General features: G+C 44.7%; 14 protein-coding genes. 6 read left to right on the plus strand and 8 right to left on the minus strand.

The genetic code is table 11. The annotated features are described in order from the left end of the window. Positions 1-63 precede the first annotated feature (63 nt). The gene (locus DQX04_RS10325) at positions 64-1,314 is read left to right on the plus strand and encodes a sulfotransferase (RefSeq protein ID WP_111915850.1); all 1,251 of its coding nucleotides are present in this window, start codon (positions 64-66) and stop codon (positions 1,312-1,314) included. A gap of 11 nt (positions 1,315-1,325) precedes the next feature. Here the strand turns inward: DQX04_RS10325 and DQX04_RS10330 are convergent, their stop codons facing one another. Next, a complete protein-coding gene (locus tag DQX04_RS10330; protein ID WP_111915851.1) occupies positions 1,326-1,745 on the minus strand; it encodes a secondary thiamine-phosphate synthase enzyme YjbQ in 420 nt (139 codons plus the stop codon). Positions 1,746-1,986: 241 nt separating this feature from the next. On the opposite strand from DQX04_RS10330, the gene DQX04_RS10335 reads away from it, so the two are divergent. Together DQX04_RS10335 and DQX04_RS10340 are read left to right on the plus strand one after the other, a co-directional pair. Then, positions 1,987-2,619: a hypothetical protein gene (locus DQX04_RS10335; RefSeq protein WP_111915852.1), complete on the plus strand. Its 633-nt coding sequence runs from the start codon at positions 1,987-1,989 to the stop codon at positions 2,617-2,619. Between the two features lie 140 nt (positions 2,620-2,759). Continuing rightward, positions 2,760-3,551 (plus strand): acyl-CoA thioesterase II, encoded by a 792-nt coding sequence (locus tag DQX04_RS10340; protein ID WP_111915853.1) that lies wholly within the window; start codon positions 2,760-2,762, stop codon positions 3,549-3,551. 16 nt (positions 3,552-3,567) lie between these two features. Here DQX04_RS10340 and DQX04_RS10345 read toward each other — a convergent pair whose 3' ends face one another. Genes DQX04_RS10345 through DQX04_RS10355 form a run of 3 tightly spaced genes read right to left on the minus strand, consistent with a single transcriptional unit; the run spans position 3,568 to position 5,354 of the window. After that, positions 3,568-4,041 carry a TspO/MBR family protein gene (locus DQX04_RS10345; protein ID WP_111915854.1) on the minus strand — a complete coding sequence of 158 codons (474 nt, stop codon included), beginning with the start codon at positions 4,039-4,041 and terminating at the stop codon, positions 3,568-3,570. 52 nt (positions 4,042-4,093) lie between these two features. After that, on the minus strand, positions 4,094-4,897 hold the full coding sequence (locus DQX04_RS10350; protein WP_111915855.1) for a class III extradiol ring-cleavage dioxygenase: 804 nt from the start codon (positions 4,895-4,897) through the stop codon (positions 4,094-4,096). 19 nt (positions 4,898-4,916) lie between these two features. After that, positions 4,917-5,354 carry a DoxX family protein gene (locus DQX04_RS10355; protein ID WP_111915856.1) on the minus strand — a complete coding sequence of 146 codons (438 nt, stop codon included), beginning with the start codon at positions 5,352-5,354 and terminating at the stop codon, positions 4,917-4,919. Positions 5,355-5,484: 130 nt separating this feature from the next. Here DQX04_RS10355 and DQX04_RS10360 point away from each other — a divergent pair, with 130 nt between their 5' ends. After that, on the plus strand, positions 5,485-6,387 hold the full coding sequence (locus DQX04_RS10360; RefSeq protein WP_111915857.1) for a LysR family transcriptional regulator: 903 nt from the start codon (positions 5,485-5,487) through the stop codon (positions 6,385-6,387). A 75-nt stretch (positions 6,388-6,462) separates the two neighbouring features. Then, a complete protein-coding gene (locus DQX04_RS10365; protein WP_111915858.1) occupies positions 6,463-11,697 on the plus strand; it encodes an MG2 domain-containing protein in 5,235 nt (1,744 codons plus the stop codon). On the opposite strand, the gene DQX04_RS10370 is transcribed toward DQX04_RS10365, so the two are convergent. Then, positions 11,694-12,137, minus strand: a complete 444-nt coding sequence (locus DQX04_RS10370) for a YaiI/YqxD family protein (protein WP_111915859.1) — start codon at positions 12,135-12,137, stop codon at positions 11,694-11,696. The genes DQX04_RS10365 and DQX04_RS10370 overlap by 4 nt on opposite strands. Before the next feature lie 110 nt (positions 12,138-12,247). Here DQX04_RS10370 and DQX04_RS10375 point away from each other — a divergent pair, with 110 nt between their 5' ends. Then, positions 12,248-13,987 (plus strand): GGDEF domain-containing protein, encoded by a 1,740-nt coding sequence (locus DQX04_RS10375; RefSeq protein WP_111915860.1) that lies wholly within the window; start codon positions 12,248-12,250, stop codon positions 13,985-13,987. Here the strand turns inward: DQX04_RS10375 and recD are convergent. The 3 genes from recD to recC are packed head-to-tail and all read right to left on the minus strand — an operon-like array spanning position 13,984 to position 23,217. Next, on the minus strand, positions 13,984-15,912 hold the full coding sequence (gene recD / locus DQX04_RS10380) for an exodeoxyribonuclease V subunit alpha (RefSeq protein ID WP_165831982.1): 1,929 nt from the start codon (positions 15,910-15,912) through the stop codon (positions 13,984-13,986). The two genes, DQX04_RS10375 and recD, sit on opposite strands and share 4 nt — an antisense overlap. Next, the gene (recB, locus tag DQX04_RS10385; RefSeq protein WP_111915862.1) at positions 15,905-19,630 is read right to left on the minus strand and encodes an exodeoxyribonuclease V subunit beta; all 3,726 of its coding nucleotides are present in this window, start codon (positions 19,628-19,630) and stop codon (positions 15,905-15,907) included. The genes recD and recB overlap by 8 nt, the downstream gene beginning before the upstream one ends. Beyond that, positions 19,627-23,217, minus strand: a complete 3,591-nt coding sequence (gene recC / locus DQX04_RS10390) for an exodeoxyribonuclease V subunit gamma (RefSeq protein WP_111915863.1) — start codon at positions 23,215-23,217, stop codon at positions 19,627-19,629. The genes recB and recC overlap by 4 nt, the downstream gene beginning before the upstream one ends. Positions 23,218-23,318 lie beyond the last annotated feature (101 nt).

Genomic DNA, 23,318 nt, shown 5'->3' on the forward strand with positions numbered 1-23,318 from the left:
AGTATTTGGCTGTGGGGAGTGTGTGCCTCACAGCCATTTCTTTTCTAAACGTAGGGTTTTTTCGTGGGACACAGTCCAATAGACGTAAATAACTTAAGCCAAAAAGCTTTAACTGCTTCGCAAAACGAAGACTACGCTCTGGCGGTTCGCCTATACGAGCAATGTGTTTCTCTCTCTCCCAACGATGCGACTCTTCACTTCAACTTAGCCAGTACTTACCGCATTCTAGGTAATCTAGAGCAAGCTCGAATACACTATTCTAGATCAATAGCGCTCAACGAAAATGACGCAGAAGCTTGGTATTTCCGCTCATTAACTACTAAAGCAACATCAGAGCAGAACCATATCGCTCAACTTCAAACCATGCTCAACCAAAAAATTGAAAGTCCAAAGTTGGAAGTTCATCTATGGTTCGCTCTAGGTAAAGAGTTCGACGATCTTAAAGAATGGGAACAAGCTAAGCAGGCGATTCAACGGGGAGCCTTTCTTCGGCGAAAACATATTCATTATGATGTTAGAGAAGACCTAAACATCATGAATAGCATTAAAAATACTTTTCATAAAAGCATGTTCAAAAAGGTAGCTTCAGAAGACCAAGAGCAACCCATTTTTATTGTTGGACTTCCTAGAGCGGGTAGCACGCTGGTAGAGCGAATTCTTAGTATGCACGAAGACATAACAGTTGCAGGTGAATTATTAGACTTCCCACAAGCTGTAAATAAAGCGGTCGCCCAAGCAGCAAAATCAGGAGCTTTTTTAGGGAAAATAGACTCGCCCAAAGTTTCAAAAACGAAACTGGTCGAGCTGACCTCTTTAGTCGATTTAGAAGCTATTCGTACAAACTATTTAGACAGTACCAAGAAGTACCAAACACATACGCATTTTATTGACAAAAACCCGTTAAACTTTCTGCAACTTGGACTCATACATCAAGCCTTTCCAAATGCAAAAATCATTCATGTTACGCGCTCAAAGAAAGCCCACATGTGGTCTATATTTCGCCATTTGTTCAGTCACGCCTACCCATTTTCTTACAATCTAGATGAAATCGAGCATTACTATGAGGGTTATAGACAGGTCATGTCTCACTGGCACCAATCTTTTGGCGAACAAATTTTCGAGTTGGAGTACGAATCTTTAGTTGATGCACCTCAAGCCGAAGCAAAAGCATTATTCAGCTTTTTAGGCAAAGCATGGGATGAGCGTTTTCTAGAATTTCATAACGAAAATAATGCACCTAGCGCTACAGGCAGCGCATCGCAAATTAGAGAACCATTAAACACTCACGCTTTAAACCGACCTCCTTTGATTTAACACTAGGCTAGCTAAGTTTGAAGCGTAACCACCAACCGCCGAGAACCGCCGCTATTACGATGCTCCCCTAAATAAATACCTTGCCAAGTACCCAGTGCTAAACGCCCGTTAGTTACTGGAATGCTCACACTAGACCCCAACAAGCTGGCTTTTAAATGTGCAGGCATGTCGTCTGGCCCTTCATAATCATGCAAATAATACGGCTCGTTTTCTTTAACTGTGCGGTTTATAAAGCTCTCAAAATCTTGGCGCACGGTAGGGTCGGCATTTTCATTAATCGTTAATGAAGCCGATGTATGTTGAATAAACACATGCAGTAAACCCACTTCGGCATCTTTTAGCTCTGGAACTGCTTGGGTAACAAGGTCAGTAATAATATGAAAGCCGCGAGCAAAAGCCGGAAGTTGAATGTGTTTTTGAACCAAAGCCATGAATTAAACCCTTCTGCGTAGATATGCGACTAATATAACAAAGCACGTTGGTTGTTTTGACCTACAACCATTGTGAAGAATGCTAAATTTTAGCAGAACAATTCATTTTGTTTACTGTTATATTTTGATTTATTCATAAAAAACAATAATTTAAATAAATGGCATAAGGTTTGCTGTGGTACTTACATAACCAAAGTATTTACATAACCAAAACGAATACGAACATCAAAAAGGAAAAGTCATGAAAAAAGTAATTCTAACCTCTGTTGCTGCAGCCGCTCTATTAAGTACTTCTGCATTCGCAGACACTATTAAAGTGACCGAACAAGAAATTTCTTTAGACGGTATTGAACATGTAGAAATTAAAAACGGCGTTGGAGAAATTAATATCCGTCGCACTAGCGGTAGCATTGAAAGCGGATCAGTTATGCTGCTTGAAGTGGAGTTTGATGGTGAAAACGGTGGCTTTTTCGGTCGTGACAAAGACGTAAGCGACATGGAAGTTGAGGTTGAGCGCAATGGTTCAACACTGACAATTCGTTTCGAAGAAGACGACATTGAAGCCGACTTCGACATTGAGCTACCTGATCCAGAACGTCTTTCTATCGACCTAGGTGTAGGCGCAATTGACGCCGATACAGGTTATTCACACGTAGACGTAAACTTAGGTGTGGGCGACATCCTCATCAACTCTATGCTTGAAGCTGTAAGCACCGTAGCCATCGATGTAGGCGTTGGTGAAGCTGATGTTTCAGGCGGTACAAACACCTCTAGCACTCGCGCTATGGTTTCAGAAGAAGTGACTTCTGAAGGCAATGGCCAGTATCGCATTCGCATCGACGTAGGTGTGGGCGACGCTAAAGTTCGTTTGTAATTCTTGTATTCCCAACCGGAGGTTGCTCTTTAATATTAGGGCAACCTCCACTTAGGTACTTATACTCAATAATCCCTTCTCTCTTCATTACAGACTCTGCTAAAATCAAACACCTGTTTTATTTTTAACTAGGCGTTACCATGCACTTTTCTGAGATTTTGGCGCAAATAGGCGCAGATGAGCACCAAACTATTCATATTCCCGAAGGATGGGGGCAAGGTCGAGCATTATTCGGCGGTTTAGTTGCAGGTATCGCTTATCATCATGGCGCTCACGGTGTGCAATCAGGGCAATTATTGCGCGCTATGACGGTGTCGTTTGTTGCGCCTGTCGCAGCTGGAGACGTGGAACTGAGTCGAGTTGTGCTTCGCCAAGGTAAAAATGTCACCCAAACTCGTGTAGACATGATTCAAAGCGAGCAAGTTGTGCTTAGTGCTTTGTTAACCTTTGGCGCTGGTCGAGAGTCGATTGTGAATGTAAACGACCTGCCGAAGCCGAACATTCCAAGTTATGACGGTGTTCCAGACTTCCCGAAAACACCTTTCACACCTGAATTTACCCAGCACTATAACTATGCGGTAACTGTTGGTGGCATGCCTTTTAGCGGCAATACCTCGCACGAATTTGGTGGTTGGGTGCGTTACTCTCAAGAGCAAAGCCCAATCAATATCGCTTTATTCCTAGGCCTTGTTGACGCATGGCCACCAGCGGTAATTACTCATCTAACACAACCTGCACCAGCGAGCTCGCTAACTTGGACCATTGAGTTTCCAGAACCGTTAGACCCGGCACTAAAAACAAGTGACTGGTGGCAGTACCTCGCAACCATCGATTATGCAGCAGACGGTTACGGTCACACGCACGCCCATATTTGGGACCATCAAGGCAATTTGGTCGCGATTAGCCGCCAAACAGTCACTGTTTTTGGCTAAGCAATCCCTAAAGTATCTACAAAGTAGCGGTGTTTAACTGCCAAATAGCAAAGTTAAGCACTGCTGCAAAGCTAATCCATGCTAAATAGGGAACCAAAAGCAGCGCGGCGGGCTTAGATACTTTCCAGTAATCCACAATGAGCTTTACCACCATGGCGATAAGTAGCAATATCCATAGGAAGGAAACTAAGCCCATTTGCCATGCAAAGAAGAACCAACTCCACAGTGCATTTACAACCAAGTGTGCGGCAAAAAAGAGCAACAAGCGTTTGCTATTTTCTGGGTTTAACCGCCAAATAAGCCAAACGCTAACGCCCATGAACGTATATAGGGTTGTCCATACAGGCCCGAATAGCCAAGCGGGTGGAGCCCAACTCGGTTGGTTTAAGTCAACGTAAAAACTACTTGCTTGAATAGAACCTGCGGCGCCAATCGTTGCTGTTAAGTAAACAGCCATCAAGCAAACCAACAATCCTAAAAACTGTTTCATCACAAACCTCAAACTTATGTAATCCGTTTTGCATTACGCAAGTATGAAGCATTTAGCTCTCACGCCAATAAAACATCCCTGCTTTTTTACCCAAAATCGTCGCACTAAAGTACGCGTCTGCAGATCTGAGGGCTGCTCCGTAACACACATGCAACGGAATTAAGTGTTCCTCCCGCGGGTGACAAAACCGTGCAGACGGAGCCTGCTCCCACGCCACCAACTTTTGTTCTCTTTCCTGTTCAGACAGCTCTCCGCAATAACAAGTGTCGACTAGCCAATCTTCAAAAGCCTGGTTTTTAAGATTCGCTTCTTTTGAATCCTGCATGCGGAACGCCTGCATATTATGAAAAGAAAATCCTGAACCTAGTACCAATACATCTTCATTCAAGGCTTCTTTTAAAACGCGACCAATAGTGATGTGTTCTTCTGGGTCAAGGTTAGCCTTCAGTGACACTTGCACCACAGGAATGTCTGCCTCTGGGTACATGATTTTCAGCGGAACAAAAACACCATGATCAAACCCACGTTGCTGCTCGTGCTGAACCGCTATGTTATGCGCTTTAAACGCCTTCTCGATTCTTTGCCCTAGCTCTAAGTTGCTGGTAGCAGGGTATTGAATTTCATACGATTCTTCAGGAAAGCCGTAATAGTCGTAAAGTAACTCTTGGTTACTTTGAGTGTTGATGGTAACCGTTTCAGTTTCCCAATGAGCGCTAATCACTACAATCGCTTTGGGTCGAGTTATCGACGAAGCAATATGATTAAGCGTTGAGACCATCTCTTTATGGCCTGCATCTCCTAGCAGGGGCAAAGGGCCCCCGCCATGAGAAACAAACATTACACTTGGAGACGACATAACAACCCCCAAATAAAGATTAGCTTGCTAGTTTCTGGTCAACTGAAAGTTTACCTGCACCAGAGAGAGCTAAAGATACGGTAGCTGCCAACAACGCTAGCGCATACTCATAACCACCGTTCGACATGAAAAATCCATTTTGGAAATGCACTGCAAAAATAGCGACTACCATAGTAATTGCATTTAACACTGCCGCCGGACGAGTTAACACACCTAGTACTAGCGCTAAACCTCCAAAGAACTCAGCGCCACCTGCCAAAAATGCCATAAGTACACCAGGTGCTAGGCCAATACTCGCCATCCATTGACCTGTACCTTCTAAGCCATAACCGCCAAACCAACCAAATAGTTTTTGCGCACCGTGAGCTGCCAAAATAATACCTACAGGTACACGTAATGCTAGAGCACCCCAACCTGCGTCTGTAGAAAGTAATTTTTTAATAAATGATGAGTTCATAATTTGTTCCTCAATTAAAATTTAGTGACCTGAATGTTTAGTACACAAACATCATATTAGACAATATAAACTTGATTAAGAGGTTAATTATTGTTTAATTATCAACAAATCGTTGTTAATGGTGGTTTGAGTGGACAGAATTAAATCGATGCAGGCGTTCAGTGCTGTAGTTTCGGAAGGTAGCTTTGCTGCAGCCGCTGAAAAACTTAATACGTCTTCACAGTTAGTGAGTAAATACGTTGCTCAACTCGAGGACTACCTAGGCGTACGCTTACTCAATCGCACTACCCGCAAAATTAATCTTACTGAAGTAGGCCAACAATATGCCGCTAATGTAAAACAGCTGCTCGAGCAAATTGCGGAAATTGAACACCGCGTGGGTGCCATGCATACCGAAACCAGTGGTCAGCTTCGTATAAGCGCGCCCGTGTCATTTGCTATTTCTCACTTAAGTGGAATGATCAGCGACTTTCAGACCGACTACCCGCAAGTTACCGTAGACCTTCAATTGAACGACAGAAAGGTAGATATTTTACATGAAGGATTCGACATCGCCCTTCGAATAGGCCACCTGAAGAACTCGTCACTGATAGGTAAGTTTATTGCTCCGGTGCACTTAAAGTTTTACGCAGCACCGAGCTATTTGAAAGAATTTGGCACCCCCCAACACCCAAAGGAACTCGCAGAACACAGGCGGCTGATCTACAGCTATTCTGAAAATGACGGTAGCGAAATCATGGGATATTGGTTTAAGAACCTCGACACGCAGAGCAAGCTTCCGATGGTCAGCAATAACGGTGACGTGCTTGTACAAGCTGCAGTTGCGGGTCATGGTATCGCGTTACAACCTACATTTATCGCCCAGCAAGCATGCAATGAAGGAAAACTCGTTTCCATTCTAAACGAGCATGCACCACCTAGCATGGGGCTTTACGCAGTGTACGCACACCGCAAGCTACTACCTCGTAAAATTCGGGCATTCTTAGATTTCAGTGAAGGATATTTTGGCAATCCGCCGGTTTGGGATAGTTAAAAAACTTATCTCCAAGTTGAGGAACGGCGCCATTGTGATAACTTAAAGTTCATCACACAATTCAAAACCGCAGGCATGGAAGCAATGAACAAAATACGGTTCGCATATTTTTTCCTAAGTTTAACATTCATTGTCGGCTGCAATTCTGCAGTAGCGCCCCCGACCTTTTCTACAAACAGCTTAGAGAATCGCGACATTTCCCAGTTTGTATGGACTTTCGAAGAAGATCTAGGACTTATAGGTGGGCATCCAACCTCAGACCAGATAAACCATTTAAATATTAGGGGTGAAAATTTTCCTGGGTGTAATTGGAGATATATTGGTACTAAAAGTATTGCCTGTGAATTACAAGATCACCTCCCTTTAAATTCAGAATTCACAGTTACCGTTCAGGCCGGCTTTCCGACTCTAAACTCTACTTTGGGCTCATCGGTTAGCAATAACATTCGGACAAGTTCTGATATTACTGCAGAGGATCTACAACTATATCTGTCAGGTGAGAGTGATGATGTTTTAAACCTGACGCTATTCCATGAAGTTTTATCGATTAATTATTTTGAAGCGGAAATCTTAGCGCATCTAAAGTTTAGAGATGCGAACGGTGTATTGCATGACTTTGACCCTTCTCTAACATCCTCTGATGAAATTCCTGGGTTCAACCAAGCTCGCTTTGATGTGCCTTTTCCAAAAAATCTAGAAGGTTTAATAGAGGTTATTATTCCGCAGGGAACAAAGCTCTCTCATTTTAATCTTCCAACAAATCAAGACATAATTTTATTCAGTAAGTATTTTGGCGGTAGCTTTGCCTATATAGGGTATTCATGTGAGTTCGCTTGGATAGAAACAGCAACAGATATACAAGATTCAACGGATATTGAATGTCCAAGTGACCATGCGACTTTATGGTTTACTCACTCTTTATCGAATCACCCTTTTTCTTCAACTCATGGAACAAATTTCCTTGAAGCTGTTGTTCCTGAAGCTTCTTGGATTACTGGAGGAGCTTTCACAAGAGCAAGTATAGGTTCTACAACAGGTGGAATGGGATACATCAATATGCTGCTTGAGGACAACGAAACGTTTAATATCGACCTTGAGCAGCTTTATGAAAGGTCCAACCTAGAACAGTTAAATGTAAATCCACCAAAGAATCAGACGTTAACCATCAACAAACTTAGCATAGAGCCACATTGGTTGATTTCGCATCATGGAAGCCGGTCATACAGTCCTGAAAATATCTATGTTATCGACACGCTCGAACATTTGACGAACCCGAATATTATTTCTAGGAATCAAGAGATAGCTGAATTCGAAATATATCCAGTTAACAGTGCTTCCGATTTAGTAATGTTTCAACAAGGCCTTTGGCGTGAAGCTCTTGAGGGAGACAAAGAATTATTTAGACTTGAGTTTAACGATGCGCAGCGTTCTGGAGAACCCGTTCCTTTGGATGTCGCATCATTTATATCTCCAAACAGTTCAGCCGTGATAATTTCACCTAGTGAAGGACAATTCACGCATATGAAGCCTTCACTCTATATTCAGCAAGAGTTTGCTATTGTGACTGGCTTTATCAGGCAAGACTTGGTTTACGTTACCGACTGGGCAAATAATCCACTCGAAGACATAACTGTTGAACTCAATTGCGGCACAATCGACAACTCATTTATTTTAGGAGTTTCCGATGAGCATGGCCGAGTTGCAAACTTTAAAGACGCGCTTCTTGATACAAACTCAACATTTGAACAATGTTTTATAGTCGCATCCAATCAAGAGCTAACCTCCACACAATTTTTACCGCATATCGACTTTAGAGGCGCAGATGACATAGAAGCAGAGATACAATTCAGTCAGGAACTATTCCGTCCGGGTGATACCATTTCTGCGAATATCATAATTAAGCATCGTAATTCACGTTCATTAGATGAGAATCTGACGGCCCGACTAATTGACCAAAATGGAAATACCGTAGACGTTTTCGAGAGTTCGATTAGTCAATTCGGTATGGCTGATGCAACTTTCGACCCTAATCCGACATTTCCCGCTGGCCGTTATCGAGTAGAAGTGTCCTACGGCGGCTCAGTAATTTCTCGCGACTCCACATATATATCTGACTTCAAACTAACGGAATCTGATTTAAGCATTGTTGCCACCCATGTAACCGAAAACAACCAACACTTTATTGATATTCAGGCCACTGCTACAAGTCTAACTGGATTCCCACTATCAGACACATCTGTGGAACTAGAAATCAATTTCAGAAAAGCAAACCTGTTTCCAACTCGAACCGCCGAGGGCCACAATGTTACCGCGCTAACCCCAGTTGAGACTGATAAAGAGGAAACGTCAGAAACAATACAAACAACGATGCTGACTAACTCAGCGGGTAGAGCTCAGACCCGATTAAGCATTCCTTTTGATCAAACCCGTGTCACTATCAGAGCAATGGCACAGCCAGCGACAGGAGATGTACTGACTTCGCGCGATTCTTTAACAATAAACCTCAGAGAATCCATTCCTGTTTACCAATACATTGGGAACAACGTCTTTGATTTCTTTTATATCAATCAACAGGGAGAAAATATAACTCAGACACCACCGAATGTGACGAGTAACACCGCATCATGCGCACCTCAAGCAGAACACACAGAATGTATTGTAGCTAATGACGTCCAGTCTACTCTTACTTTTGAGCTTCGCGATGACACCCATGAATTATGGGGAAGTTCAATATCTCTCGAATTCGTACAAGCGAACCTAGAATCGCAAAAAGCCCGAAACGTGCTTCAGCTAGAAACGACCAACGTTTGGTACCTAACAGAAGAAAACTCTATTTCTGTTTACAGTGAAGTTGACACAACCGCAAACATAACTGTGAGTACAGACAAAGTTCACTACTTTGAACGTGTAAACCTTCAAGCTGGCTATAATATGTTTTCACTTCCTGTTGAGGAGGAATGGGGACCAATTTTTCACCTAAGTGTTTTTTACGTTAACAAGAATGAAGTTGAAGTTTTGACGACTCCCGAGCACATGGTGTCAGCTACGGCCAGTAGAACTTACCAAGAAGAATCCCAATATATTAGCCTTCGTCAGGAAAGAGAAAATCAATTCACCATAAAAGCAGAGCTCTCAAACTCAGAGGTTCAAAGTGTCGGTTCACCGTCAAGCCTAACATTAACGAGTTCATTAGACAGTGACGTTAGAGTACTTGTAATCGATGAAGCGGCGGTTCTCAACGCGAGAATGTTTGAAAGGTTAGCCGACCATGAATTTGTCAATGATGAAGTGTGGCGTATTTATCGTCCCCGCATTTTTTCAGACAGCCGAGAATTACTGCCTACACGCTTCCAAAGTCGCATACTCTCAGGGCTAACCCCGCAGGTGGCCTTTTCACTAGATAGCCCACAGGAGCCTGCGTATAGACAGCGTACTCCTTCACCCTATGAGTGGGCGAGTATTGAAGAAAAACTAAGTTACTATTCTGACGTTATTCCTCTCAAAGCAAATCAACCTTTTGAATTGGACTTAAAACTACCCGAAAGGGCTACTCGATGGTACATTTTCACACTAGCCATAACCGAGCGTGAATCTACTCATAATCTTCAACAAGTTACTACTGTAGCAGAGTTGGAGCATAGCATTTCAGCGCCTTTATACACCTACAAAACTGACACACCATCCATAGAGATTATCTCTCATAATCGTTCAGAATCTAACGTTACGGAAACTTTTGATGTCCTGTTAAACGGTTCTATTTTGCGCTCAGTTCAATCTCAGTTAATCGCAAACAGTACTACGATAACCAATTCAATCCTCCAAGGTTTACAAGAAGGGACTAACAATATTGAAGTGATTGGACGATCTAGCGGATTAAGCCGAAGTCATCGCATTGAGGTATTAAGCGATACAAGGCAATTTAATGAATCATATCTTTATACAGATTCAGATAATCCAATAAATTGGGAGATCCCGACGGAAGCAAGTGGTATCCAATTTAATACAACTGACTTTCATACAGCCCCAAACTGGCTAACTCTCAAAGACAACGTTCACCAATATCCCTTTCAATGCTGGGAACAAAATATTTCGAGAGTTGCAGCTCTTTTTTCTCTACCAGAAGAAAACCGTGGAATCGAGGAAACCCTACTTATTCAAGATTTGCTAGCCAGTTCATCAGCATATTCGTTTGCCGGAAAATACTCATATTACAAAAACGCTCAACCTGATTTCTTTCTTACCGCCCTTTCATGGTGGTATGCGACTTGGTTGAATGAAAATGAACAAACTCAATCATGGGCTGAGAACGAAATTTCAAATATCACTCACCCGATATATCAAAGCAATCACAGGAATATTCAAATTAGCGAATCTGCTCAAGCATTGGCTTTATGGGCTGAAGTAAGAGCGGATAAAATAGAATTGGAAGGAACATTAGAACGCGCTATGGAAATCGGGAGAGGCACCTTAAAAAGTAGAATATTTCTAGTTGGTGCGCTTCGTGAAGCTGGCGCAGATTCTCTTTTAATCAACAGACATATTTCAGAAATTGAGTCTGAAATTTATATAGATGAAGAACTAACGGTGCTATCTAATCCAGAAGTCGGTTGTTTTGCTAGCTTGGCATTCGGTGCTACACATCCGCTATCTATCCAGATAAACCAGCAAATCTTAGAAATCCAAAACACATCCGGAGAATTCGGCACCACATTAGCGAATGGTGTGTGCAGTCTTCTTTTCCAAGGACAAGCGACCGAACCAGCTAACACTAACTCGGTAGACTTCACTCAGGATGGCAGTATATTCACGTTACAATTACAAGAGCCCTCTCCGCAGTCTGTAGTTGCAAACTACGAGCTTCCTATTTCTACCTTACAACCCGTATCAAATGGAATGAGTCTCTCCCGGGAAAGGTACGTATTGCGAGGTACCGACTGGCTTCTCGTTAATAACAGCACACAACTTTACACTGGAGATCTCGTCAAAACTCGAATAACACTATTTTTGAATAATGATCTTGAGCACGTAGCGATAAAAGACTTCTTACCTGGGTCTTTCTTAAACATTAATAACCATTTAGAACAATTATTAGGGTTCTATGACCAATTCGGTGACACCAATAAAAATGAACTCCATTTTTATTTCTACAAACTGTCACAGGGAGAGCATGTGGTTACCCATCACTCGCAAGTTTTGTCAGCTGGTAGGTACTTCGCTCCTGCACCTATATCAGAAGCTATGTACCATACATCTAATAATGCGCGAGGAGATTCTGAGTGGGTAACCGTGCTCTCAAGAAGCCTTCACTAAGCCCGTTGCAAAACTCTATCAAGTGAAGCGGCAAAAGCGTGGCGGTCTTTTTGGCTAAGTGGTGGCGGGCCACCGGTTTGTTCGCCACTTGCACGCATGGTGTCCATAAAGTCACGCATATTTAGTCGCTCACGAATATTGTCTTTACTGTAAAGCTCGCCTCTTGGGTTAATCGCACTTGCACCCTTGTCTATGACTTCTGCTGCAAGAGGAATATCGGCAGTAACCACGACATCACCTGGCTCTGCTAGCCGCACAATTTCATTGTCCGCCACGTCGAACCCAGCAGAAACCTGTAAACGATGCAGGAATTTAGACGGAGGAAGTTTTAGGAACTGGTTGGCGACAAAGTATGTGTCGATGCTTTTTCTCTGGGCAGCACGGTAAATAATTTCCTTTATTACAACGGGGCATGCGTCTGCGTCGACATAGATTTTCATCTTCTTCCTCAAGGGGTTAAGTTATTCGGTCATGAAAATTTCAGCGTGCATTCATTAAACTGTCACTAAAATCTCCGAAAATGGCAATAAAGCCCAAATAACAAACTTTTATGCCACTTAAAAAGCTACTCTCATCGCAAGAACTCCATAGTGTATATCAACCCATCGTTGATACATATCGTTCGTCTATTATCGGTTACGAAAGCCTGATTAGAGGGCCAGTTAACCATGCCCTTGCCTCTCCTTTGGCATTATTTAGGGCTGCAGAACAAGAGAACATAAAGCCACAACTTGAAAATTATTGCATTGGCTCGGCGATTGAAAACTATAATTCAGACTCTTTTAATGGCTTTCTATTTATTAATATCGATCCCAATTTTCTTACCGAGAGAGAAACTGTTCACTTCCTGCTAGAACAGCAAGCACTCATTTCTTCCAACATCGTTCTAGAACTTTCAGAGCAGTATCCTATTGAAGACATAGCGGCGCTCAAGCGGCATGTTCATGCCCTTCGAACCGAGGGCTTCAGGTTTGCTATCGACGACTTAGGCGCTGGTCATTCAAGTATGAAATTGTGGGCGGAAATACGCCCAGAATACGTAAAAATAGACCGCTATTTTATTAGTGACATTCATAACAACCCTTACAAAAAGGAGTTTGTTCAGCACATTGTCACGTTAGCAAAGAACTTACATGCAACAGTGATTGCTGAGGGCATCGAGTGCATGGAAGAGCTTCGCCAACTTCAACGGTTGGGCATATTTGCTATGCAAGGCTACTTCATAGGCATGCCGTCGCCATTGCACTTACCTGAAGGGCAAATTAAACATTTGCTGAGTAACGAAGACAACATTCTACGCGACGACTCACTAGAGCCTTTAGTTGAAGACACCACCGTTGTCGACTCGGAACGGAAGGTAGCAGACTTACTCGACTATTTTCGGCAAAACAAACGGTTAGTGGCTATTCCTGTGGTCGATCACGGCGTCATCAAAGGCATTGTACGTCGCGGACAATTCATGGAATTGATGTCTACGCCCTATGGTAGAGCTTTATATGCCGGCAAGCCGATAGCTTCAGTCATACAGACTAACTTCCTGGTCATCGACGTACACTCGCCTATCGAACAAGCCAGTGCTCTGCTTACCGAGCACGAAGACACGCTGGAACAAATGGTGTTATTGATCGTTAGGCAAGACGAATACGCAGGTATTATTCCGGTTCCCAGTTTGTTGCGCAGAATTACCGAACTTCGTATTCAAAATGCTCGTTATGCCAACCCATTGACACTTTTGCCGGGTAACGTTCCTATTAACCAACATATAGACCAATGTAGCGCTGCAAATTGTGAGTTTAGCGTGCTTTATTTTGATCTGAATAATTTCAAACCCTACAACGACGTATATGGTTATCATCAAGGAGACCAGATTATTCAATGGTTTGCACAGTTGCTGTATGAAACCTTCACACCGAAAGGTCATTTTGTAGGGCATGTTGGTGGAGACGACTTCATCGTTGTGGTTGATGAGCATGAGTTTGAAGAATCTCTGCTGACCAAATTGAAAACCCAATTCACACAACAAATTAAAGACTTTTACCGGCCACAACACTTAGAGGAAAGCTCGCTATTCGCGCGCTCCCGTGACGGACAGTTTAAGCGTTTTCCATTACTCGACTACAGCTTAGCTATCGTACAGTTAGCAAAAAACTCGGAGTTGTCACATCAAGAAGTTGCAGCTCTGGCGGCACAACTTAAAAGTGACGCAAAGCGCGCTTCTAACGGCATAGCCATATACACGCATTCGCCGTCTCCGTCACAACAACCGCAAACGTCGTTAGCGAACCATTAGGTTAAGCCACCTAACCGCTCTATTCGGGTTTGGATAGCTTCCTGCCACACATTCATATTCGGAATAACCACGGTTAGCTTGGGCTTTGCCCGAGTGATACCCGTGTAAAGTAGCTCTTTGGTTAGTACCGGCGAACTTCGGTCAGGCACCACAAGAACGGCATGAGTAAACTCGGACCCTTGCGACTTATGCACGGTCATAGCGTACACAGTCTCTACTTCGGTGAGGCGGCTTGGAATAACCCATCTTACCGTGCCCTTTTCTTTGCCCGGGAAGGCTACTTTCAGGCGACCTTCTTCAGGGTGCTGAAGTGCCACGCCTATGTCACCATTATTTAAGTTCAAGCTGTAGTCGTTACTTTTCACCATCACTGGCCGGCCGTGGTACCACTTATCCGGCTTTCCACCTAACTTCTGGGTTATCAGCGTGTTCAACGAACGTTGACCCCAAGGCCCATTACGCAGGCCAGTAAGTAACAAATACTGAGTATGAGCTGCCAAAACACTGTGCGCCCACTGGTCGCAACTCTCAAAGCTTTGCATAGCGCTTTGGGAATAGCTTTGTACAAACGGCTTAAAATTTTGAATAACCTGCGGTACTAACAGCTCCACAGAAGCTATGTTGTCCGACAACAGCTGTAGGTTTTCGTCGGCATGTTCAAAAGCATGCTTTGCGCGCTCAAAACTCTGTTCGTTTACTGCGTTAGCGAGTTCAGCAACCGCCCCAGTAAAGCGCTGAGAGCCGTCTAACATAACCACATGGTCTAACCGAGAAGCATCATTTTTGCCGGTGCTATGGCTCTCGCCTAAAACTTCTGCACTAGCCTGCTGTAACCATGCTCTATGACTTTCAGAAAAAGCACGTTTCTCAGCACCACGACATATCGACGCTAATACAGAACCGGCCTCAACCGGCGCTAACTGGTCTTTGTCGCCCAGCAAAATGAGCTTGGTGTGTTTGCCTATAGCTTGCAGTAAAGCGTCAAACATTTCAGTGTCGATCATTGAGGCTTCGTCGACTACCACAACATCAAAAGGCAACGGGTTATCTCTACCATGCCGGAAGTAGCGGCTATTTCGCTGTGCGCCCAACAAACGATGTAACGTAGAAGCCTTGCGGGTAAGCATATTCTTCACACCAGCAAATAGCCCGCTGTCGCCAGCTTCATGTAAAGCTTGGTCAATAGACTCTTGCATACGTGCCGCAGCTTTTCCGGTGGGCGCGGCTAATGCAACGCGCAAGTCGGGTTGCGGCTCTTGCGCTTGCTTCAACGCATGAAGTGCTTCCAGAGTGGCGAGTACGCGCACTACCGTGTAAGTTTTGCCAGTACCAGGACCACCCGTAATCACGCTAAACCCTTGTTTAGCAGCATTTGCACATGCAATTCTTTGCCAGTTCGGCGAGTCACCACCCGGCATATAACGAGTTAGAATAGTTTGCAGTGACTCAGCCTCCAACGGGCTTTGCGCATTCATTCGTTCACGTAGCCAGTGATCTATACGGTTTTCATATTGCCAATAGCGGCGCAAATAAAGAATCTGTTTGCTTGCGTCCCAAACTAGCGGTTGGAGTTTGTCAGCCGAGTCAGAAACCTCACGCACAGCATGACTCGTTGGCGCTTCTTGTCTCCATTGCTGCAATAAATCCACGAAAGCTTCCATGCCTTTTGGTGTTTCTTCTCCTAGTTTCGGCTGCCAAGAGCTAGGCGGTATATCCACCGTTCGAGTTGGGTTTTCAAGCAGTTGTTTCACAGACAAACACGTATGCCCACGCCCTATTTGGTGAGACACTAGCGCTGCCATCAACGCCACGGGAATCGAAACATTTTCTCTCAATAACAGCAAAGCAAGTTGACGGTCGAGGGCGCGTATCCACCCAGCTTCCTGCCACTGATGTAAAATATCGAGTAACTCTTCCTTAAGCATAAGCACCTCCATTCGCGTTCACTGCTTCGCCGTCGAATAATGCTTCCAAAGCTTCGATGAGAGCCTTAGGTGGACGATCGTAAAACGCACCCGCAGTTTTGGACTTGTGACCACGAAGGAATAAATAAACCGCACCGCCTATATGCTCATCATAATCGTAGGCTTCGCCTAAGCGTGCTTTCAGTAACTTGTGTAGCGCCAAGGTGTAAATGACATACTGCAAGTCGTAGCGGCTCGATAGAATTTTCTTGCGCATATTTTCAAAGCTGTAGTCTTCGTCAGTTTCACCCAACCAGTTCGACTTATAGTCTGCTACAAAATACTTGCCGTTATGCTCAAACACTAAATCGATGAAGCCTTTTAACATGCCGTTCAATTCTTTTGGGTCTAACTTTGGCCGTTCTTGGTCGGGCATTATGTGCTGAGCCACAAGCGCGTCTATATACTCAGTCGACACATTCCTTGCCGCAAACCAAAACTCTGGTTCAGCCTTATACGTGGGTAACTTCTCCATGACGAAATGCGCACTAACCGCATTTGCTGTACCGTCTGTGCTTCCGTACGGGAAGGGTTGCTGCAAATAGCTCACCAGCCATGCTGCTAAGTCTTCTTTATAGGCTTGCCAAAACTTACTGCGGCAACGTTTGTTCAGTAACTCGTCGCGAGCCTCTTGGCTTTCAACTATCTCAGCGAAACCGACTTCTGCGGCATCTTCCAATAAGTTATGCAAAAACGTTCCCGGCCCCGCACCTTTCGGTAAGTGATGAATGCGACTCGCGGAGACTTCTGCATCAAGGTCTGTACTCGCTCCGACGAGAGCATCGTCGTCGTCCTCACGCTCGTCTAGCGTATTCATTTCGGGTGGAGTTTGTGGTGCCAGTAACTCACTGCCATATTTTAAAGCGCTGTAACTTGCTACCCACCACCTTTCGAACTGGTGATCTTCAGGCATTGTCCAAGCGCTAAGGTTTTTATGGTTAGCCCGCGCCAGCGAAACACTTACTCGCTCTTCACTTGGCAGTTGCATAACTGATGAATTGGGCACCTCTCCAGTCGACTGCCAGCGCTCTTGGGCAATGGTCATTAAGTCGCATTTTTCCGCGGTATGCACATCATCGCCCAACAGCAAGTAAAACAATGGGTTCGATCTTGCTTCTCCCACCACCTGCAAAGTCACAAAGGTTGCGAACTCCGCACGGGTCAGTGCCACATACATTTTCCGAAGGTTTTCAGCCAATTGCTCTTGCTCAATGAGCTCAATGGCATGGGCGTCAGAATTGTCCCAAGCGACCTTTCTCACGCGCTCGCCGTTTTCGTCGATATCGTGATAAGACATAGGCAGTTTCGTATCAATTCTAAACCGACGCTCTGCGGTATAAGCAGCAAAAGGCATAAACACGAGCGGATACTGCAAACCTTTCGACTTGTGGTAGGTGATCACTTTCACCAATTCTTGATCGCTTTCTAAGCGTAGCTTCAAGGCGTCGTTCTGAGTACTTTTGGTGCTTGCTCCCGCAAAGTCAGAAGTGCTTTTGTATTCACTCACTTGCAGAGTGAAATACTCCTCCAAACCTGCCATGCCTTCGTGCAATAAGCTTTCTTTTTGGAGTAACTCGCAAATATGAAGGGCGTCGGAAAGTATCCGCTCACCTTCTTGCGGCTCAGCCAACAGGCACTTAGGTACTTCAAAGTCGTGTAGCAATTTATGTAATGCGGCAAGCACACCTTGGTGCTCCCAAATGTCGTGGTAACCAATAAACCGGTCTACAGCTTCTTCCCACCGACTCTCATTTTCTTGGTACATCACTAGGTCAGCTAAGGGTAAGTCGAGTAGTGCTGTCGACAATGCAGTGCGAATACGGCTGGGATCTCTGGGTTGAGCGCAGGCTTTCACAATACTAAGTAGGTCTTGCGCCACCGGTTGAGAATAAACCGCGTCGCGTTCCGACAAATACACGCTGCGAACACCGCGTTTAGCCAACTGTTTGCGAATTAAATTGGCTTCCTTAGCATTGGCTACAAGTACGGCAATGTCTTTACTGGTTACTGGGGTTCGCTCACTTCCTACGTAAAAGCCAGCGGTGTCACTTTCTAATAGCTTGGCAATTAAGTTTGCATGATATTCACTAGCGGGTCCTTGGAAGTCGCTCTTATTTGCTGCCCTTTCAGGTTCCACTGTCCACTGAAGCGCCGCGCTTTCCTTTCCATCTAAACCTTTAAATACAGCTTTCTGTCCATTCGCTTTCACGGATTGAAAAGGAATTTCAGATTTATATAAAAATGCTCCCCTCGCACTTTCTTCCGCGCGTTGAAACAACTCGTTAATTGCGTTAACCATACTTTCGCTAGAGCGAAAGTTAGTGCCCAACGTGTAATGTCTTCCCGAGGTAGCTTTTCTGGCTTTTAGATAAGTGAATATATCGGCGTCACGGAAGCTGTATATCGCTTGTTTCGGGTCGCCAATGAGAAAAATACCGTTACTAGTTGGCGTATTTTCAATGTTATAAACGCGGTCGAAAATTTCATACTGCACGGGGTCTGTATCTTGAAACTCATCTACCAAGGCAATCGGGAATTGGCTGCGAATGGTTTTTGCTAAGGCATCTCCGTTAGGTCCTCGCAAAGCGTCACGAAGCCCAGTCAGCATATCGTCAAATCCCATGATCGCTTGTTGCTGTTTTAGAGCTTTGAAACGCTTAGCAATAAAGTGGCGAGCATGCCCCTCAATAATTTTCTTGTACGCATTTTTAGTTTCCTGAATATCATGAACATCGTCGGGTAAAGACGTTAAGTCGTTTACATGTTCAGGAACCTTGTTTTCATCAAAGCCCTTTTTAAATTTCTTCCGAATTCCCTCTGGATCAAGCAGCTTGATATTGGCACCCATTTCATCTTTCTTCAGCGTACCTTCAACAAACTGCCTTAATTTTTGAATGATTCCGACATAGTTAGAAAAGCCCTTTGCAGGAAAGTCATGCACTAGCGGAAGCAACTCGCTCAATACTCTGCGGTAACGCTGACGCCGGTCGGGAATCTGCTTTATTTTATTCAGCAGCGTTTCAAATTTAAGCTGAACACTCGCGTCTTCCTCGTTAGACGCTTGAAGTTTACCAAACCGAACAAACTCCGCAGGCGACCCCAAGTATTTCGACACTTCTTGCGCGGCATAAAGGTCATCGATTCTATACACATGACTGCGAAAATAATCCTCTGCAGCAGCTACTCTCAGTTCGTCTTCTTCAGTTTGCACGGTTTGTTGAAACAAACTGCCACTGGCAAAAGCATGCTCTGTCAGCATCTTCTGCGACCAACCGTTAATCGTGTGTACAGCCGACTCGTCCATCGACTGCGCGGCTAATTCAAGCTTCCGAGCAAGTGCGACTAAATTCAAACCTTGTTGCAAGCAGTCTGCCTTCAAGTCTTGCAAAAACTTATCATTGTGAGCGCTTTCGCTATCTCGGAAAAACTCAGCTGTTTCCGTTAAGCGCGCGCGAATACGATCAGAAAGCTCTGCTGTCGCCGCATTGGTAAAGGTCATTACCAAGATATCTTTTGGTACTAGCTCACGTTCAAATTGAGTTTGTTCAGTACCATGCTGAATAATCAAACGCACGTAAAGCGCAGCAATAGTATAGGTTTTCCCTGTACCAGCACTTGCCTCAATAAGCCGACTACCATGAAGTGGGAAATTGAGAGGATTATGTAATGTATGGCTCATGAATCCTCTCCTTTGGCTTCTGGCAGTTCGCATATAGGCAGTTGTTCTTTCATAGAACGAACCATGGGGGCATATATGTGCTGTTTCAGGCGCTCAAATTCCGGCTCTTCTGCCATGTCTTCGAAGTTTGTATTCACCCTGTATGTATAAGGAAACTCTTGAATGAACGAGTCTGAATTCTCTACATCTTGTAGTGTTTTTTGTAATCTCAACCATGCTTCTTCTTGCGCATCTTGAGGTTCGAACACAGGTAGCTTTTTACGTCCCTCACTAAGTTCACCCGAAATAGCCTGGTAATAGTCATCCAGCCATTGCACAGCGTATTCCCCAACTACTGCAACCGGATGTGAAAGCGACGCTTGGTACTCCCTTAGCAACTCTCTCAGTCTAGTCTGAGCAAGGTCAGCAGATATAGGATCGAATTCCTTACGAGTAACCTCTCCACCGCTTTCTTCTTGGAATAACGCAACTGTAGCCACGCCGCCCGTTTTTTTCTGCATCGCTGCGTTCGCCATCAAATGGCGAATATAGGGTTCAAATTGGTGCTTAATTTTGCCTTTACTTGCACTTACACAGAGTTGTGCGACGCGGTCGTGATGCGTAAGAAAGAGGTTGGAAACCTTCGCTTCGAGCACAACGTCCCCTTCGGCAATTCTATAATCAATATCGGGCAAAACTTCTTTAAGCATGGAAACGCATAAAGACATTTCTTTCACTGTTTTTTCAACACCAGCAACAATGGCTTCTTCTAGCGTGCTTGAAAAAGGTTTTACACCCAGCTTTCCCTCTCTTTGAAATACACCGAGTTGCCGGCTAAAAACGTCTTGTAGGCTCGACAAGTCGCTGTATTCAGCACATATGCTCGTAGTTAACTTATTTTTCAGCTCATCAAAGGCAATATTCAAAAGGGCGGTGCGATACTGCCAGCTTTCCAAACCATCCAAGCTGAAATTCTCGCTATCATGCGTTTCATAGTCTTCAGTTCTAAAGTATGTTCGCAGCCGCTTGGTGAAAAACGGTTCTGCTGGCTCGCGCATAAACCTCACTAAGTCTTGCATACTTAGCGCTAGCTTTTGGTTATCTTCTGGCTGCCAAGGGGTAGGAGCTTCAGCGTTTTTCTGAGTTGTGCTTTGTTCGTCTTTTTCATACCACTCTCGGGCATAACTGAAAAACCCTGAATCCTTTGAGAAGTATTCAGGATTAAAAGGCTGCAATTTGTGCTCTGTGGTAAGGCTCGCCAAGAAAGCGTTTTTGTCTTTCGAGTCAACACACCAACCCTGCGCTAAATGATCACGAAGCTGTGAAACCAAAACCGAAGGTGGCCATTCGCTGTTGTCTTGTGCGCTTCTCCCCACCCAGCTAATAGAAAGCTTCTCGCGAGCAGACAGCAAAGCCTCTAAAAACAAATAGCGATCGTCTTCTCTACGCGAACGGTCTCCCGGGCGGTAACGATTCTGCATCAAGTCGAAGTCCATATTCGCTTGTCGGCGCGGGTAGGCTAAGTCATCCATACCTAAGATATATATATGCTTGAACGGAATCGCACGCATGGGCATCAACGTTGCGAAATTCACCGAGCCCATTAAAAAGCGTTGGTTTAAGTTCGGTTGATCGACCCGAGAAAGCCAGCTTTCTTTGAAAATATTCAACTGAACTTCACTATTAAAGCCCGACTCTGCCGCAACCTCTAATAAATGAGTAAGCTCGCCCTGAACTTTGCTGAGGAGTAACAAGTCTTCGTCGTCAGCAGGCGCAAAGAAGGCTTCAAGTAGACTTTCAGCATGTAACGCCCAGTCAGTTAGTGAGTAATGACTTACCGCGGTGAACCACCATTGGTTCAAGGCCTCAATAAGCGCGCCTAACTTGCCCGCCGCACCTGCGGAAAGTCCTGCGACTTCATGGTAGGGCTCCACGCTCAACCAGCGCTCCTGCTCCGCAGTTTCCGGCTCGCCCGACGCATAACCCAACAACATACGCTCCAGGGCAAACCACCAGCTATTGGTCTTTTCTTCACTGGGCATACCAAACTGCTCACGGTGCTCGCTAGCTAATCCCCAGCGCGCACCAGCTTCATTAATCCAGTGATTTAGCTCTACCAGTTCATTTTGGTTTAAACCAAATCGCTTCTGAATCGCGGGCACACCCAATAAACCTAAAACATCGGCTTGCGTTACTCGCGACTCCTCAATCGTCAGAAGCATCTCCAATGCCATTAGCAAAGGCTGCTGATGGCGTTGGCCTAAATCTGCAAGGGTGTAGGGTATGCGCCTTTTATCACCATAATGAAAACGACCGAATACCGCGCCTACATGAGGGGCATAGGCGTCTACGTCAGGGACCATCACCATAATGTCGCGAGGGCGCAAGGTGTCGTCTTTGGCAAATGCAGCAAGTAACTGATCATGCAAAACTTCCACTTCCCGCTGAATGCTATGGCAAATATGAAAACTCACCGAATTGTCGTCTCGGCTCGGCGTTTGCCATAATTCACGAGTTTCCGCCACAGGTCGCAAGTGAAGAATGTCGTTTTGCACCTGCTGCAACATATTTTGAGGCTCTATCTCGTCGAACAACTCAAACTTTAAGTTCTCAAAGCTTTCTTGTTTCGCAGCCGTTTCGTCGTAAAGGTCGAGTAAGTGAATATAGTCGCGCCCTTGTTTACCCCAAGAGGCTAATAACGGGTGGGCATGCAAGTGAAGCTCGTCGTCGTGAACATCTTCCGCTTCACCCTCTTTAAGCTGGTGTCTGCGGTTGGCGTCTTTCAATGCAGCTTTTAAGGCTTCCTTTCCGTCTACAATATTTGCCCAATAATGCTTACACGGATTGTTCACGCATAGCACTATTTGCGTGAAACCTTTTAAGGCGTCTAATACTTCTAAGGTTTGCTGAGGAATAGATGAGATACCAAACACAACCACGCGGGCAGGAAGCCCCTCCGGTCGAGTTGTTAAGCTGCGGCACTTTTCCACAAAGTTACGGTGCAGCTTCGCTCTGTTGGTCCAGTAATGCTGTATACCTATATCTTCGACCAATGCTTTCCATAAAACAGGCTGCCAGACATTTTTCTGATCTACTTCTACTTGATCATCACCCAAGCTACTTCGACCGTTAGTCCACGCGTCTAACCAATCTGCGCGATAATTTTGGTATTGGTCGAATAAGTCAGCAATGCGTTCAGATAGCTGAAACAGCTTACGCTGATCAATCGTTTCACCCAGGTAATGGCTTAATGTTTTAAAGGTTTCCTCATCGCTTTGAATAAGTTCTGGAAGCTTATTCATAATGCGCCAGCTCAAGCGGTCTTTGTCGAATGGCGATGTCTTCGGAATGTCGCTACCCAACACTGTTCGGTAGGCCTTCCAAACAAACCGAGCTGGCAGGGTTACGTTCAGCATAGAAGCAATGCCAGTCGCCTTCGCTAACTCAATTTTCAGCCACTGCGCAATACCGTTGCTTTGCACCAACAACGTTTCTTCTTCCAATGGCGAGAGCGGATGGTTCTTCATTAAAGACACAGCCACTTCGGTTAAATCTTCTAACCGATGGCTGTGGGCTGCAACTAAACCGGGGGTTAGCGCTTGCGACATATAATATCCTTTTAATAGAAGCCAGGTACCTTTGCACCCACTCTCATTCTATTTAACAATGACTGTAGAGTTTATTTGTTACTAACGACAAAACTTGTCGC

The organism is Aliidiomarina sp. B3213, from assembly GCF_003290085.1.
In the GTDB taxonomy this organism is placed as follows: Bacteria; Pseudomonadota; Gammaproteobacteria; order Enterobacterales; family Alteromonadaceae; genus Aliidiomarina.

What these genes read in the sequence shown, in the direction of transcription:
- DQX04_RS10375 (WP_111915860.1), top strand. Translation starts at nt 12,248, where the DNA reads ATGCCACTTAAAAAGCTACTCTCATCGCAAGAACTCCATAGTGTATAT.
- DQX04_RS10355 (WP_111915856.1), bottom strand. Translation starts at nt 5,354, where the DNA reads ATGAACTCATCATTTATTAAAAAATTACTTTCTACAGACGCAGGTTGG.
- DQX04_RS10330 (WP_111915851.1), bottom strand. Translation starts at nt 1,745, where the DNA reads ATGGCTTTGGTTCAAAAACACATTCAACTTCCGGCTTTTGCTCGCGGC.
- DQX04_RS10335 (WP_111915852.1), top strand. Translation starts at nt 1,987, where the DNA reads ATGAAAAAAGTAATTCTAACCTCTGTTGCTGCAGCCGCTCTATTAAGT.
- DQX04_RS10340 (WP_111915853.1), top strand. Translation starts at nt 2,760, where the DNA reads ATGCACTTTTCTGAGATTTTGGCGCAAATAGGCGCAGATGAGCACCAA.
- recB (WP_111915862.1), bottom strand. Translation starts at nt 19,630, where the DNA reads ATGAGCCATACATTACATAATCCTCTCAATTTCCCACTTCATGGTAGT.
- recD (WP_165831982.1), bottom strand. Translation starts at nt 15,912, where the DNA reads ATGCTTAAGGAAGAGTTACTCGATATTTTACATCAGTGGCAGGAAGCT.
- DQX04_RS10350 (WP_111915855.1), bottom strand. Translation starts at nt 4,897, where the DNA reads ATGTCGTCTCCAAGTGTAATGTTTGTTTCTCATGGCGGGGGCCCTTTG.
- DQX04_RS10345 (WP_111915854.1), bottom strand. Translation starts at nt 4,041, where the DNA reads ATGAAACAGTTTTTAGGATTGTTGGTTTGCTTGATGGCTGTTTACTTA.
- DQX04_RS10365 (WP_111915858.1), top strand. Translation starts at nt 6,463, where the DNA reads ATGGAAGCAATGAACAAAATACGGTTCGCATATTTTTTCCTAAGTTTA.
- recC (WP_111915863.1), bottom strand. Translation starts at nt 23,217, where the DNA reads ATGTCGCAAGCGCTAACCCCCGGTTTAGTTGCAGCCCACAGCCATCGG.
- DQX04_RS10370 (WP_111915859.1), bottom strand. Translation starts at nt 12,137, where the DNA reads ATGAAAATCTATGTCGACGCAGACGCATGCCCCGTTGTAATAAAGGAA.